The 15,023-nt window shown below is 71.3% G+C and carries 14 protein-coding genes; 10 read left to right on the forward strand and 4 right to left on the reverse strand.

The window, feature by feature from the left end; genetic code table 11:
* Positions 1-9 precede the first annotated feature (9 nt).
* Positions 10-354, reverse strand: a complete 345-nt coding sequence (locus ACWEV3_RS30980; protein WP_452617262.1) for an ArsR/SmtB family transcription factor — start codon at positions 352-354, stop codon at positions 10-12.
* A gap of 98 nt (positions 355-452) precedes the next feature.
* On the opposite strand from ACWEV3_RS30980, the gene ACWEV3_RS30985 reads away from it, so the two are divergent.
* A complete protein-coding gene (locus ACWEV3_RS30985) occupies positions 453-2,351 on the forward strand; it encodes a heavy metal translocating P-type ATPase (protein ID WP_452617263.1) in 1,899 nt (632 codons plus the stop codon).
* A gap of 74 nt (positions 2,352-2,425) precedes the next feature.
* Positions 2,426-3,280, forward strand: a complete 855-nt coding sequence (locus tag ACWEV3_RS30990) for an SAM-dependent methyltransferase (RefSeq protein ID WP_452617264.1) — start codon at positions 2,426-2,428, stop codon at positions 3,278-3,280.
* On the opposite strand, the gene ACWEV3_RS30995 is transcribed toward ACWEV3_RS30990, so the two are convergent.
* The 3 genes from ACWEV3_RS30995 to ACWEV3_RS31005 form a co-directional block, all read right to left on the reverse strand.
* Positions 3,281-3,868, reverse strand: a complete 588-nt coding sequence (locus tag ACWEV3_RS30995) for a DUF1349 domain-containing protein (RefSeq protein ID WP_452617326.1) — start codon at positions 3,866-3,868, stop codon at positions 3,281-3,283.
* A 37-nt stretch (positions 3,869-3,905) separates the two neighbouring features.
* Positions 3,906-4,319, reverse strand: coding sequence for a universal stress protein (locus ACWEV3_RS31000; RefSeq protein ID WP_358575536.1), 414 nt, complete (start codon positions 4,317-4,319; stop codon positions 3,906-3,908).
* Between the two features lie 147 nt (positions 4,320-4,466).
* Positions 4,467-6,995 carry a DEAD/DEAH box helicase gene (locus ACWEV3_RS31005; RefSeq protein ID WP_452617265.1) on the reverse strand — a complete coding sequence of 843 codons (2,529 nt, stop codon included), beginning with the start codon at positions 6,993-6,995 and terminating at the stop codon, positions 4,467-4,469.
* A gap of 145 nt (positions 6,996-7,140) precedes the next feature.
* Between ACWEV3_RS31005 and ACWEV3_RS31010 the strand changes: the two genes are divergently transcribed.
* The 8 genes from ACWEV3_RS31010 to ACWEV3_RS31045 all read left to right on the forward strand — a co-directional run bounded on the left by ACWEV3_RS31010 (position 7,141) and on the right by ACWEV3_RS31045 (position 14,927).
* Positions 7,141-7,338 (forward strand): hypothetical protein, encoded by a 198-nt coding sequence (locus ACWEV3_RS31010; RefSeq protein WP_358575538.1) that lies wholly within the window; start codon positions 7,141-7,143, stop codon positions 7,336-7,338.
* Positions 7,339-7,405: 67 nt separating this feature from the next.
* Entirely contained in the window at positions 7,406-7,666 is a 261-nt protein-coding gene (locus tag ACWEV3_RS31015; protein WP_452617266.1) for a type II toxin-antitoxin system prevent-host-death family antitoxin, read from the forward strand.
* On the forward strand, positions 7,663-7,923 hold the full coding sequence (locus ACWEV3_RS31020; RefSeq protein WP_093261291.1) for a type II toxin-antitoxin system RelE family toxin: 261 nt from the start codon (positions 7,663-7,665) through the stop codon (positions 7,921-7,923). Before ACWEV3_RS31015 ends, ACWEV3_RS31020 begins: the two co-directional genes overlap by 4 nt.
* Before the next feature lie 181 nt (positions 7,924-8,104).
* The gene (locus ACWEV3_RS31025) at positions 8,105-9,970 is read left to right on the forward strand and encodes a methylmalonyl-CoA mutase family protein (protein WP_452617267.1); all 1,866 of its coding nucleotides are present in this window, start codon (positions 8,105-8,107) and stop codon (positions 9,968-9,970) included.
* Positions 9,967-12,171 carry a methylmalonyl-CoA mutase gene (gene scpA, locus ACWEV3_RS31030; protein WP_452617268.1) on the forward strand — a complete coding sequence of 735 codons (2,205 nt, stop codon included), beginning with the start codon at positions 9,967-9,969 and terminating at the stop codon, positions 12,169-12,171. Before ACWEV3_RS31025 ends, scpA begins: the two co-directional genes overlap by 4 nt.
* A 2-nt stretch (positions 12,172-12,173) precedes the next feature.
* Positions 12,174-13,163, forward strand: a complete 990-nt coding sequence (gene meaB / locus ACWEV3_RS31035) for a methylmalonyl Co-A mutase-associated GTPase MeaB (RefSeq protein ID WP_452617269.1) — start codon at positions 12,174-12,176, stop codon at positions 13,161-13,163.
* A gap of 54 nt (positions 13,164-13,217) precedes the next feature.
* On the forward strand, positions 13,218-13,574 hold the full coding sequence (locus ACWEV3_RS31040) for a GntR family transcriptional regulator (protein WP_452617270.1): 357 nt from the start codon (positions 13,218-13,220) through the stop codon (positions 13,572-13,574).
* Positions 13,575-13,727: 153 nt separating this feature from the next.
* Complete coding sequence (locus tag ACWEV3_RS31045; RefSeq protein ID WP_452617271.1) at positions 13,728-14,927, forward strand: cytochrome P450; 1,200 nt, start codon at positions 13,728-13,730, stop codon at positions 14,925-14,927.
* The last annotated feature ends 96 nt before the right edge of the window (positions 14,928-15,023 follow it).

Raw genomic sequence — 15,023 nt, forward strand, 5'->3', positions numbered from 1 at the left:
GCCTGGCGGTCAGTCCGGCAGGCCCAGGCGCAGGTGCTCGATGTGGTAGACCGCCTCGTCGAGCAGCTGGGCGACGTGGTTGTCGTACAGCGAGTAGACCACGCTGCGGCCGGAGCGGTTCCCGACGACGAGACCGAGCGAGCGCAGCAGGCGCAGCTGGTGCGAGACCGCCGACTGCTCCATGCCCACCGCCTCCGCCAGTTCGCCGACCGCCATCGCGCGCTGGCGCAGTTCGCTGAGGATCAGCAGGCGTGACGGCGTGGCCAGGGCCTGCAGGGTCTCGGCGACCGAGGCGGCCGACGCCGCGTCCAGCCGCGCAGTCGGCGTGACATCGCGCTTGACCCCGTGACCCATGTCCGGGAGTCTAACGTCCTGGGATACATGAATGATTGATCAGACGTTCATGTATCGTGCTCGCCCGGACCACAACCGACTCCGGAGGGGTGCTCGCGATGACCGCCGTCACCGACCGCACGACCACGCCGATACCCGAGCCGCCGAGCACCCGGCGCGGCCTGTTCGCGCTCCCGGAGGCGCGGTGGGCCGCCGCGGCGCTGGCGGCGTTCCTGCTCGGCCTCACCGTGCAGCTCGCCGGCGGCCCCGCCGGGCTCTACTGGGCGCTGTACCTGGTCTGCTACGCCACCGGCGGCTGGGAACCATGCCTGGCCGGGCTGCAGGCGGTGCGCGAGAAGACCCTGGACGTGGACCTGCTGATGATCGTCGCGGCCATCGGCGCCGCCGCGATCGGGCAGATCACCGACGGCGCGCTGCTGATCGTCATCTTCGCCACCTCCGGCGCCCTGGAGGCCTACGCCACCGCCCGCACCGAGGACTCCGTGCGCAGCCTGCTCGACCTCGCGCCGGAGACCGCGGTGCGGGTGCGCGACGGCGTCGAGGAGACCGTCGCCACGGCGAAGCTGCAGGTCGGCGACGTGATCGTGGTGCGCCCCGGTGAGCGGATCGGCGCCGACGGCGAGGTGCTCGACGGCACCAGCGACGTCGACCAGGCGACCATCACCGGCGAGCCGCTGCCGGCGGCGAAGCGGCCGGGCGACGAGGTGTTCGCCGGCACCCTCAACGGCACCGGCGCGCTGCGGGTGCGCGTCGCGAAGGACGCCTCGGAGTCGGTGATCGCGCGCATCGTGGCGCTGGTCGCGGAGGCCGGCGAGGCGAAGGCGCCGACGCAGCTGTTCATCGAGAAGATCGAGCAGCGGTACTCCATCGGCGTCGTGGTGGCCACGCTCGCGGTCTTCGGGATTCCGCTGCTGTTCGGCGACGACCTGGAGGGCGCCCTGCTGCGCGCGATGACGTTCATGATCGTCGCCTCGCCGTGCGCCGTGGTGCTGGCGACGATGCCGCCGCTGCTGTCGGCGATCGCCAACGCCGGCCGGCACGGCGTGCTGGTGAAATCGGCCGTGGCGATGGAACGGCTCGGCGAGGTCGAACGGGTCGCGCTGGACAAGACCGGCACGCTCACCGAAGGCGCGCCGCGCGTGGTGCGGATCGACCCGGCCGACGGCCGCGGCGCCGACGAGCTCCTCGCGCTGGCGGCCGGCGCCGAGCACCTCAGCGAACACCCGCTGGCGCGCGCGATCGTCGCGGCCGCACGCGAAAAGGGCCTCGCCATCCCGGCCGCCGAGGACTTCCGGGCCACGCCGGGATTCGGCGTATCGGCCACAGTGGACGGACGCGTCGTGGCGGTCACCAGCCCGCGCGGCTCGGACACCGCCGCCGACCTGGAAACCGCTGGCCACACCGCGGTGCTGGTGACCGTCGACGACTCCCCCGCCGGAGTGCTCGGGATCGCCGACCGGCTGCGCCCGGACGCCGCCGAAGCGGTGCGCGGACTGCGGGAACTGACCGGTGCCGAGCCGGTGCTGCTCACCGGCGACAACAAGCGCGCGGCGGCCCGGGTCGCGGCCGAAGTCGGCATCGGCGACGTGCGCGCGGACCTGCTGCCCGCGGACAAGGTCGCGGCCGTGCGGGAATCCGGGCGGCGGACGATGGTGCTCGGCGACGGCGTCAACGACGCGCCCGCGCTGGCCGCCGCGCACTGCGGGGTGGCGATGGGGCGCACGGGCTCCGACCTCACGCTGCAGACGGCGGACGTGGTGATCGTCCGCGATGAGCTGGTCGCGGTGCCGAAGATCGTGGACCTGTCCCGCCGGGCCCGCCGCCTGGTCAAGCAGAACCTCGTCATCGCAGGCACCTTCATCGCGGTGCTGGTGGCGTGGGACCTGGCCGGGAACCTGCCGCTGCCGCTGGGCGTGGCGGGCCACGAGGGCTCGACGATCATCGTGGGCCTCAACGGCCTGCGCCTGCTCGGCGAACGCGCCTGGCGCCGCCGCTGACCGGTTGGTGTTGCGCCGTGGCGGAATCCTGATGCAACCGCGCTTCGGCGCTCGCTGACGACGGAGGGGGAACCGTGCCGGCGAACGAGGATTGGGACGTCGCGTCGGGCGTCGGGATCACCGCGCTGATGGTCGCCGCGGCCCGGGCGCTGGAGACCGAGCGCGCCGACCGGCTCATCGACGACCCGTTCGCCGCGGACCTGGCCAGGGCCGCCGGGGCGGCGGTGCCCACGACGGCGGCCGACTTCGGCGAGGGCTGGCAGGACACCATCGACTACATCGGCCTGCGCTCCCGGCTGTTCGACGAGTGGTTCGAGCTGGCTTGCGCCGGGGGCGTGCGACAGGCGGTCGTCCTGGCGGCCGGCCTGGACACCAGGGCGTTCCGGCTGTCCTGGCCGTCCGGCTTGCGGCTGTTCGAGGTCGACCAGCCGAAGGTGCTCGCCTACAAGGGCGCGGTCCTCGCCGGCCTCGGCGCCCGGCCCGCCTGCGACCGCCACGAGGTGCCGGCGGACCTGCGCGACGACTGGCCCGCCGCGCTCCGGCACGCCGGATTCGACCCGGCCCTCCCCACCGCGTGGCTGGCCGAAGGGCTGATCTACTACCTGCCCGTCGAGGCCGACGTGCGGCTGCTGGCGGCCGTGGACGAGATGTCCGCGCCCGGCAGCAGGATCGCGATCGAGAACCCCACCGCGAAGCGGAGCGCGCTGCTCGGCGACGACATGGCGCGGTCCTCGGAGAAGTGGGGCGTCGACCTGGACGCGCTGTTCGGCCCCGACGAGCGGCCGGACCCGGCCGAGCGGCTCACCGGGTTCGGCTGGCGGGTGCGGCGCGAGACCGCCGGCGAGGCCGCCGACCGGTTCGGCCGCGCCCTGACCTCCGGCGGGCGCGGCCTGACCCGGGTCGGCGACTTCCTCACCGCGGAGCGCTGATCAGTCCGCCACCAGGGACACTTCGGAGAAGCGGATCGCGAAGCCCGCGCCGTCCGGCGAGGCGCACATCGGGCCGGCCTCGGCCGGGAGGTCCGGCGGGAAGTACGCCATCCTCAGCACCGACTTCGGCTCGCCGCCGTCGGCGGCGTAGCGGACCGTCACGGTGTCGCCCGCCCGCTCCAGTTCCAGGGTGATCGACTCGACCGGCCCGCACACCGCCTCCAGCGGCACCACGCTCCAGTCCGAGACGTCGCGGGTCACCACGGCGCTGAGCAGCTGCTCGCCGTCGACCAGCTCGATGCCCGCCTTGATCCAGTTGCGCTCGTCCAGCCGCAGCAGCAGCCCGGCCTGGTCGTACTGCTCGCGGTAGTCGCCGAACAAGCGGGTCGTCAGCTTGAACCGCGGCCCCACCGGCCGCAGCAGCGCGTGCCCGCTGTCGCGCACGAATCCGTAGTGCGTGGTCCGCCAGAAGTCCGTGCCGGAGTCGGCGGTCACCGTCAAACCCCCGTAGGACAACCAGTTCACCGGTGGGTTGAGCCACCGCCACCCACTGAGCCCGAACATCGTGATGTCCTCGGCCTGCTGCATGCCCACCCGTCTCCACTTGTCCCGGGGCCGGCCGTCGTCAGCGGACGACGACCACCGGGCAGGCCGCGTGGTGCACCAGCTTCAACGCCACCGACCCGACCAGCATGCCGGTGAAGGCGCCGTGCCCCTTGTTGCCCACCACCAGCAGATCGGCCTGCTTGGACAGTCCGACCAGCTCGTCGACCACGTGCCCGCGGATGAGCCTGGATCGCAGGTCCACGTCGGGGAAATCGGCCTCGACCGCCTTCACGGCGGTGTTCAACGCCTTGTTCGCCCGCTCTTCCAGCTCGGTGTCCGGGGTCGGCAGACGATATCCGAATTGGACCGGCTGGTGCCAGACCATGATCGCGTGGGCGATGCCGCCGACCTCGCGGATCTGGTTGGCCGCCCAGCGCAATGCCCGCACCGACTCGTCCGATCCGTCCACTCCGACTGCGATGGTCTGCGGCATGCCCGGCTCCCTTCGGCGAGGTTCTGGGTGATCCCGCCGGGATGGTAGGGCAGACCGGGGTGCTCCGCGACCGCCGGAACGGTCGCATTCCGCACGGGTCGTGCGCGTTTTGGATCGCTATGGCGGCCCAAAACGCGCACGAGACCGTCAGAGCTGGTTGACGTCGGTGATCCGGATGACCGCGCCGCCGGTCTCGTCGGACGCGGCGAGGTCGACCTCGGCGCTGATGCCCCAGTCGTGGTCCTCGTCCGGGTCGGCGAAGATCTGCCGGACCAGCCAGCGCTCCGGCTCCTCGGTGATCAGCAGCAGCGCCGGGCCGCGCGCGTCCGGGCCGGCGCCGATCTCCTCGTGCTGCTCGAAGTACTCCTCCAGCGCGTCGGCCCACGCCTCGGCGTCCCAGCCGCTGTCGCCGTCCAGCTCGCCGAGCTCGTCGTAGCGGCGGCGGGCCGCAAGCTCCACGCGGCGGAACAGCGCGTTGCGCACCTGCACCCGGAAGGCCCGCTTGTTCAGCGTGATCCGCTCCGGTCCCTCGTCCACCGCCACGACCGTCGGCTCCGCGCCCGGGTGGCGCAGCTTCTCCCACTCGTCGAGCAGGCTGGAGTCGACCTGCCGGACCAGCTCGCCGAGCCACTCGATGATGTCGGTGAGCTCCTCGGTCTTGGCGTCGTCGGGCACCGTGTGCCGCAGCGCCTTGTAGACGTCCGCCAGATAGCGCAGCACCAGGCCCTCGGAGCGGGCCAGCCCGTAGAAGTTGACGAACTCGACGAAGTTCATCGCCCGCTCGTACATGTCGCGGGCCACCGACTTCGGCGACAGCTCGTGCTCGCCGACCCACGGGTGCCCCTTGCGGTAGGTCTCGTAGGCGGCTTCCAGCAGCTCGGCCAGCGGCTTCGGGTGGGTGATCTCTTCGAGCAGCTCCATCCGCTCGTCGTACTCGATGCCGTCGGCCTTCATCTGCGACACGGCCTCGCCCCGCGCCTTGAACTGCTGCTGCGAGAGCACCTGCCGCGGATCGTCCAGAGTGGACTCGATCACCGACAGCACGTCCAGCGGGTAGCCCGGCGACTCGGTGTCCAGCAGCTCGATCGCGGCCAGCGCGAACGGCGAGAGCGGCTGGTTGAGCGCGAAGTCGAACTGCAGGTCCACGGTCAGCCGCACCCGGCGGCCCTGCTCGTCGGGCTCGTCGAGCTGCTCGACCACACCGGCGGACAGCAGCGCGCGGTAGATCGCGATGGCGCGCAGGATGTGGCGGCGCTGCGTCGGCCGGTCCTCGTGGTTGTCGGTCAACAGGTGGGACATTGTGGCGAACGCATCACTGTGCCGACCGTTGGAGGACCGGTTGATGACGTTGAGCAGCATCGCGTGGTTGACGTTGAAGCTGGACCGCAGCGGCTCCGGCTCCGCGGCCACCAGCTTCTCGAAGGTCTTCTCGCTCCAGGACACGAAGCCCTCGGGCGCCTTCTTGCGCACCAGCTTGCGCTTCTTCTTCGGGTCGTCGCCGGCCTTGGCGATCGCCCGCTCGTTCTCGATCTCGTGCTCGGGCGCCTGCACCACCACGTAGCCGGCGGTGTCGTACCCGGCGCGGCCGGCGCGACCGGCGATCTGGTGGAACTCGCGCGCCTTCAGGTGCCGGGTGCGGACCCCGTCGTACTTGGTCAGCCCGGTGATCAGCACGGTGCGGATCGGCACGTTGATGCCCACCCCGAGGGTGTCGGTGCCGCAGATGACCTTGAGCAGCCCGGCCTGCGCGAGCTGCTCGACCAGCCGCCGGTACTTCGGCAGCATCCCGGCGTGGTGCACGCCGATGCCGTGCCGCACCAGCCGGGAAAGGGTCTTGCCGAACCCGGCGGTGAACCGGAAGTCGCCGATCGCCTCGGCGATCTGGTCGCGCTGCTCGCGGGTGGCGACCTTGACGCTCATCAGCGCCTGCGCCTGCTCCAGCGCGGAGGCCTGGTTGAAGTAGACGACGTAGACCGGGGCCTGCTGGCCGGCCAGCAGCTCCTCGATCGTCTCGTGCAGCGGCGTCTTGGCGTAGCGGAAGGTCAGCGGGATCGGCCGCTCCGCCGAGGTGACCACGGCGGTCTCCCGGCCGGTGCGCCGGGTCAGGTCCTCCTGAAAGAACGTGACGTCGCCGAGCGTGGCGGACATCAGCACGAACTGGGTGCGCGGCAGCTCCAGCAGCGGCACCTGCCACGCCCAACCCCGGTCGGGCTCGGAGTAGAAGTGGAACTCGTCCATCACGACCTGGTCCACGTCGGCGCGGTCGCCGTCGCGCAGCGCGATGTTGGCCAGGATTTCCGCGGTGCAGCAGATGATCGGGGCGTCGGCGTTGACGCTGCTGTCGCCGGTCATCATGCCGACGTTCTCGGCGCCGAAGACGTCCACCAGCGAGAAGAACTTCTCCGACACGAGAGCCTTGATCGGCGCGGTGTAGAAGCTGCGCTTGCCGGCGGCCAGCGCGGTGAAGTGCGCCCCGGTGGCGACCAGGCTCTTGCCGGAGCCGGTCGGCGTGCTCAGGATCAGGTTCGCCCCGGTCACGACCTCCATCAGCGCTTCTTCCTGCGCCGGGTAGAGCTCGATGCCCTGGTCGGTCGTCCAGGACACGAACGCGTCGAGCAGCGCGTCGGGGTCCGGGGTGTCGGTCGTCAGGGCCGGGAGCTGATCGGTGAGCTTCATCAGTCACCCATCGTCCCTGGTCAGCTCGGGCCGGAGTGACCCGGGGTGGCCGAACCCGCCGTCCCGCGAACCACGCCGGTTCGCGTGCTGGTGCTCGGGACCTGCGATCGGGGACCATTGGAGCACGTGCGGGAGGAGGGGTGTCATGGAGAACCGGAACGTGCGCTTCGTCGGCGGGCCGCTGGACGGCCGGATCCAGGACCTGCGCGACTCGGAGGCGGTCGCGGGACGGCTGCTGCGGCACGTCCACCTGCACGACGGCCCGAAGATCGAGACCCACTACGAGCTGCACTACACCCCGGAATCAGGCTGGGTCTACCACCTCTGCGGCCGCCGGCCGTGACCCAGGGGGATCGATCAACTACTTGTACCGACTGTACAACTCGCGCATGTGCGTCGAAGCTGTACACATGGACGACAGCGCCGCCATCGAAGTCAACGTCTCGTCTGCCCGCGCCCAGCTGCCGAACTACATCGAGCTGGCGAGCGAGGGCCAGTACGTCTACCTGACTCACCGGGGCAAGCGGGTTGCCGCACTGGTGGCAGCGGACGTCGCCGAGCATTGGGAAGCCGAGGAAGACGCGCACTGGGCGCGCCGCGTCGCCGAGGCGGAAGAGTCGGGCACGGTTTCCTGGGAAGCGGCGATCGTCGCGTTGGAGCGGGATCAGTGACCTACCAGATCGAGATCACCCGCGACGCCCTGAAGACCCTGGCCAAGCTGGACAAGCCGATTCGGCGACGACTGCAGGTCGCGATCGACCAGCTCGCCGCGAATCCACGCCCCGCCGGGGCCATCGCGCTCAAGGGCGTTTCCGGTTACCTGCGGATCCGGGTCTCGGATTTCCGGGTGATCTACCGCGTCGAAGATGGACGCCTCGTTGTCGTGGTGGTCGCGGTCGGCCACCGTCGCGAGATCTACGAGCGCTGACAGCTGTGCCGACGAAGCCCACGACCGGTCCCGATCATGGCTGCGGAGCAAATGGGACTGACCGGGCCGTCGCCGGACTACCCCACATGGCCGCTAAGTGAATCGCCGCTAGGTTGTCTTGCGACCTGATTCACAGATCAGGGGTATTCCCAGAACCGGGCACTCGGCTAACCTCACCTCCATGGTGGCGCACTCGATGTCGAGCGGCGGCGGGCCGGACCTCTCCTCCGCCACACCCGTGGACCGCGAGCAGTGGCGGGCTCAGGTCAAGAAGGTGCTGCAGCGATCCGGGCTGATCGGCGAGCAATCACCGGCCGGTCCGGTGGAGGACGTGCTCGCCTCGACGACCTACGACGGCATAGTCGTGCACCCCCTCTACACCGAGGGTCCGCCCGAGGCCGGCTCGCCCGGGCTCGCGCCGTTCGTGCGCGGCAGCCGCCCGCAGGGCAGCGTCGCCGAGGGCTGGGACGTGCGGCAGCGGCACGAGAACCCGGATGCCGCCGAAACCAACCGGGAGGTCCTGGCCGACCTCTACAACGGCGTGTCGTCGCTGTGGCTCCGGCTCGGTTCCGGCGGACTGGCGGTCGACGACCTCGCGGACGCGCTGGAAGGCGTCCACTTGGACATGATCGGCGTGGCCCTGGACGCGGGCGAGGACTTCGTCGCCGCAGCCGAGGCGTTCCTGGCGGTGGCCACCGAGCAGGGCGTGCGCGGCAGCGCGCTCAGCGGCAACCTCGGCGCGGACCCGCTGGGCGTGCAGGCCCGGACCGGCCGCCCCGGCGACCGGGACGGCGCGGTGCGGTTGGCGCGCCGCTGCGCCGCGGAGTTCCCGGAGCTGAAGGCGCTGGTCGTGGACGGGTTGCCGTACCACGAGGCGGGCGGCTCGGACGCGCAGGAGCTCGGCTGCTCGCTGGCCGCGGGCACGACCTACCTGCGGTGGCTGACCGAGGCCGGGCTGGACGTCGACACCGCCGCCGGGCTGCTGGAGTTCCGCTACGCGACCAACGCCGACCAGTTCCTGGGCATCGCCAAGCTGCGCGCCGCGCGGCGGCTGTGGGAGCAGGTCACCCGCGCCTGCGGCGCGTCGGAGCCCGCGCGGGCGCAGGCCCAGCACGCCGTGACGTCGGCGGCCATGCTGACCAGGCGCGATCCGTGGGTGAACATGCTGCGCACCACGATCGCGACCTTCGCCGCCGGGATGGGCGGCGCGCAGGCGGTCACCGCGCTGCCGTTCGACGCCGCGATCGGCCTGCCGGACGGGTTCTCCCGCCGCATCGCCCGCAACACGCAAACCCTGCTGCTGGAGGAATCGCACCTGGCGCAGGTGATCGACCCGGCGGGCGGCTCCTGGTACGTCGAGTCGCTGACCGACGAGCTGGCGCAGGCCGCCTGGCGGTGGTTCCAGGAGATCGAGGCCGCGGGCGGGCTGCCCGCCGCGCTCGAATCCGGCCTCGTCGCCGAGCGGCTCTCGGCCACGTGGGAGGAGCGCCGGGCGGCGATCGCGCACCGCGCGGACGCGATCACCGGCGTCAGCGAGTTCCCGAACCTGGACGAGGCGCCGCTGGAACGCGAGCCCGCACCGCAGCAGCCTTCGGGCGGCCTCCCGGTGCACCGCTACGCCGAGGACTTCGAGCGGCTGCGCGACGCCGCCGACGCGCAGCTCGCCGAGACGGGCAACCGCCCGACGGTGTTCCTCGCGACGCTCGGCTCGCTCGCGGCGCACAACGCGCGCGCCTCGTTCGCGCGGAACCTGCTCGCCGCAGGCGGCATCGAAAGCACCGACGCCGGAGCGATGGAGTCCACAGAGGACGTTCTGGCGGCGTACGCCGGCGCGCCGGTGGTCTGCCTGTGCTCCAGCGACAAGGTTTACGCCGAGCGCGCCGCGGAAACCGCCGCGGCGCTCAAGCAGGCCGGGGCGAAGCACGTGCTGCTGGCCGGAAAACCGGGCGATCCGCCACCGGAGGGCGTCGACGGGTTCGTCTTCGCCGGGTGCGACGCGCTGGCCGTCCTCACCGACGTCCACGAGAAGCTGGGAGTGGGCCGATGACGCAGATCCCGAACTTCGCCGACATCCCGCTGGATGCCACCCCCGCCGCCGACCCGGCCCGGTGGCAGGCCGAGATCCTCGCCGCCACCGGCAAGGAGGCCGACGCCCTGGTCTGGGAGGCGCCGGAGGGCATCGGCATCAAGCCGCTCTACACCTCGGCCGACGTCGAGGGGCTCGAATTCCCGCACACCTACCCGGGTTTGGCGCCGTTCCTGCGCGGGCCGTACCCGACGATGTACGTCAACCAGCCGTGGACGGTGCGGCAGTACGCCGGGTTCTCCACCGCCGAGGAGTCCAACGCCTTCTACCGCCGCAACCTGGCCGCCGGGCAGAAGGGCCTGTCGGTGGCGTTCGACCTCGCCACCCACCGCGGCTACGACTCCGACCACCCGCGCGTCGCGGGCGACGTCGGCATGGCCGGGGTGGCGATCGACTCGATCTTCGACATGCGCCAGCTCTTCGACGGCATCCCGCTGGACCGGATGAGCGTGTCGATGACCATGAACGGCGCGGTGCTGCCGGTGATGGCGCTCTACATCGTCGCCGCCGAGGAGCAGGGCGTCGCGCCGGAGAAGCTGGCCGGGACCATCCAGAACGACATCCTCAAGGAGTTCATGGTCCGCAACACCTACATCTACCCGCCGCAACCGTCGATGCGGATCATCTCCGACATCTTCGCCTACACCTCGCAGCGGATGCCGAAGTTCAACTCCATCTCCATCTCCGGCTACCACATCCAGGAGGCCGGGGCGACCGCTGACCTGGAGCTGGCCTACACCCTCGCGGACGGCGTCGAATACCTGCGCGCCGGGCGGCAGGCCGGGCTGGACATCGACGCCTTCGCGCCCCGGCTGTCGTTCTTCTGGGGCATCGGGATGAACTTCGCGATGGAGGTCGCGAAGCTGCGCGCGGCGCGGCTGCTGTGGTCGAAGCTGGTGCAGTCCTTCGAGCCGCAGAACCCGAAATCGCTGTCGCTGCGCACCCACTCGCAGACCTCCGGCTGGTCGCTGACCGCCCAGGACGTCTACAACAACGTGGCGCGCACCTGCGTCGAGGCGATGGCCGCCACCCAGGGCCACACCCAGTCGCTGCACACCAACGCGCTCGACGAGGCGCTGGCGCTGCCCACCGACTTCTCCGCGCGCATCGCCCGCAACACGCAGCTGCTGCTGCAGCAGGAATCCGGGACCACGCGGGTGATCGACCCGTGGGGCGGCAGCTACTACCTGGAGCGCCTCACCAAGGACCTCGCCGAGCGCGCCTGGGCGCACATCGCCGAGGTCGAGGACGCGGGCGGCATGGCGCAGGCCATCGACGCCGGCATCCCCAAGCTGCGCATCGAGGAGGCCGCGGCCCGCACCCAGGCCCGCATCGACTCCGGGCGGCAGCCGCTGATCGGCGTCAACAAGTACCGCTACGACGGCGACGAGCAGATCGATGTGCTCAAAGTGGACAACGCCGGGGTCCGCGCGCAGCAGCTGGAGAAGCTGCGGCGGCTGCGCGCGGAGCGCGACAGCCAGGCCTGCGAGGACGCGCTGCGCCGGCTCACCGCGGCTGCCGAGGCGTCGATGTCGGACGAGCGGCCCGACGACCTGGCGCACAACCTGCTGACGCTGGCCGTGGACGCGGCGCGGGAGAAGGCGACCGTCGGCGAGATCTCCGATGCGCTGGAGAAGGTCTTCGGCCGCCACTCCGGGCAGATCCGTACGATCACCGGCGTGTACCGGGACGAGTCGGGGCCGTCGGAGCAGCTGGAGGCGGCCCGCCGGCAGGTGGTGGACTTCGCCGAGGCCGAAGGCCGCCGGCCGCGCATCCTGGTCGCCAAGATGGGGCAGGACGGCCACGACCGCGGCCAGAAGGTGATCGCGACCGCGTTCGCCGACCTCGGCTTCGACGTCGACGTGGGCCCGCTGTTCCAGACCCCGGCCGAGGTGGCCCGCCAGGCCGCCGAGTCGGACGTGCACATCGTCGGCGTCTCCAGCCTCGCCGCCGGGCACCTGACCCTGGTGCCCGCGCTGCGCGACGAGCTGGCCGGGCTGGGCCGGGAGGACATCATGGTCGTCGTCGGCGGGGTCATCCCGCCGGCCGACTTCGACGCCCTCCGGCAGGCCGGGGCCAGCGCGATCTTCCCGCCCGGCACCGTGATCGCCGACGCCGCGCTGGGCCTGCTCGAAGAACTCCGCACCCGACTCGACCACTGATCATGCCGCGACAGATCGACGTCCAGGACTACGCCAAGGGCGTGCTCGCCGGTTCCCGCACCAAGCTGGCGCAGGCGATCACGCTCGTCGAATCCACCCGCGCCGACCACCGCGCGCTGGCCCAGGAGCTGCTCGTCGAGCTGCTCCCGCACAGCGGCGGCGCGCACCGCGTCGGCATCACGGGCGTGCCCGGGGTGGGCAAGTCGACGTTCATCGAGGCGCTGGGCTCGATGCTGACCGCGGCGGGGCATCGCGTCGCGGTGCTCGCGGTCGACCCGTCGTCGACCCGCAGCGGCGGCAGCATCCTCGGCGACAAGACGCGGATGGGCAGGTTGGCCAGCGACCCCGCGGCGTTCGTGCGGCCGTCGCCGTCGGCGGGCACGCTCGGCGGCGTCGCGCGCGCGACGCGCGAGACGATCGTGCTGATGGAGGCGGCCGGATTCGACGTCGTGCTGGTGGAAACCGTCGGCGTCGGCCAGTCCGAGGTGACGGTCGCGGGCATGGTGGACTGCTTCCTGCTGCTCACCCTGGCCCGCACCGGCGACCAGCTGCAGGGCATCAAGAAGGGCGTGCTGGAGCTGGCGGACGTCATCGCGGTCAACAAGGCCGACGGCGACCACGCGGCCGAGGCCCGCAAGGCGGCCCGCGAGCTCCGCGGCGCGCTGCGCCTGCTCACCCCGGTCAGCGCCGCCTGGACGCCGCCGGTGCTGACCTGCAGCGGCCTGCAGGAGCTCGGGCTGGACACGGTGTGGGAGCAGATCGAGCAGCACCGGGCGGCGCTGGACGAGGCCGGCGAGCTGGCCGACAAGCGCAGCCGCCAGCAGGTCGAGTGGACCTGGGCCCTGGTGCGCGACCAGCTGATGTCGGAACTCACCCACCACCCGGCGGTCCGCGCGATCGTCGGCGACGTGGAAACCCGGGTGCGGGCGGGAGAACTCACCGCGAGCCTGGCGGCGGAACAGCTGCTCGACGCCTTCCGGAAGACCACGTAGGACGAGGGCGGATACTGTCCCCGTCCAGCAGTCCCGACCCGGAACCGGTGAGCCATGCGGATCAGCGTTGACAACGCCTCGGGCGTCGCGCCCTTCGAGCAAGTGCGGTCGGCGATCGCGGAGCAGATCAACAGCGGCGAGCTCCCGGTGGGCACCAAGCTGCCGACGGTCCGCGCCCTGGCGGCGGAGCTGGGCATCGCGGCGAACACGGCGGCGAAGGCCTACCGGGAACTGGAACAGGCGGGACTGCTCGAAACCCGTGGCCGCGCAGGCACTTTCGTCAGCGATGCGGGCAACCAGGCGGCGGCCCGAGCGGCGGAAGCGGCAGCGACCTACGCCCAGATCACCCACGCCCTGGGAATCTCCAGGGATGAAGCGTTGGCGATCGTGAAAGCGGCGCTCAAGGCGTGATCGCTCCTTCCCGCTGCGCGATCTTTTCGTTCCGCCCCGCAGGCGCTCGGTCGCGTGCTAGCGTGCCGACGAACGTGAGATGGCAAGAAATGCCGGATTTTTCGGGATTTCGTCTGTCCACAAGTGATTCTTAGGCTCCGGGGGGAGGGCGCTGTGCGGGCAGCCACGAGCGAACTTCCGGCTTTCCCGTTCACCACCGCGGACGGCAGCGGGGATGTCGAACGCATCCTCAGGTTGCGCGACGAGCAGCCGATCTCGCGCGTGCTGCTGTCCGGCCAGCCGGTGTGGCTGGTCACCACGTACTCCGACGTGCAGGCGGTGCTGCAGGACCCGCGGTTCAGCCTGGCCCGGGCCATCGAACCGGACATCCCGCGGCTCGGCATCCTGGAGATGCCACCGGGGCTGCTGATCACCACCGACCCGCCGCAGCACACCCGGTTGCGCAGGCTGGTGGCGAAGGTGTTCACCGCGCGGGGCGTGGAGCGGCTGCGGCCCCGCGTGCAGGAGGTGGTCGACCGGCTGCTCGACCGGCTGCCGGAAGCGCCACCACCAATCGACCTGATCGAGCACTTCGCCGCGGCGCTGCCGATCGAGATCATCTGCGAGATGCTCGGCGTGCCCGAATCCGACCGCGCCGACTTCCAGGAAGCGACCGAATTCATCCTGTCCGTGACCGGTCGCTCCGGTGACGAGGTCCAGGCGGCGTGGGTGCGCCTGTGCGAATACATCGCCGCGCTCGTCGCCGAGAAGCGCGACCGCCCGACCGACGACCTGCTCAGCTTGCTGATCGCGGCCCGCGACGAGGGCGACCGGCTCAACGAGGACGAACTCGTCCTCTTCGGACTCACGCTGCTCACCTCCGGGTACGAGACCACCAAGAACCAGCTGGCCAATTCGGTGCTGGCGCTGCTCGACGAGCACCCCGACCAGTGGCGACGCCTCGTCGAGCACCCCGAACTGGTGCCTTCCGCCGTCGACGAGCTGCTGCGCTACGTGCCACTGTTCGGCTTCAGCGTGATCTTCCCGCGGGTGGCCACCGCGGCCGTCGAGCTCAGCGGCGTGACCATCGGCGAAGGGGACACCGTGCTGGTGGCGCTGACCTCTGCCAACTTCGACGCGGCCGTGTTCGACGCCCCGGACTCCTTGGACCTGGAACGCGACGACAACCGCCACCTCGCCTTCGGCAGCGGCGTCCACCGCTGCCTCGGCGCGCAACTGGCCAAGATCGAGCTGGAGATCGCCCTCACCGGCCTGCTCCAGCGCTTCCCGAACCTCCGCCTCGCGACCGGCGAAGTCGCGTGGAAGAACGGCGCGTTCATCCGAAGCCTCCACGCGCTGCCGGTCACCTGGTGACCGGTACGCCGGTCAGCCCACCTCGGCCTGCAACCGCATGGTGTTGATCGCCAGGACAGGTCAGCTGCCACGCCAGGCCGCGGAAGAAGCCTTCGC

It is taken from the genome of Saccharopolyspora sp. NPDC003752 (assembly GCF_053605825.1).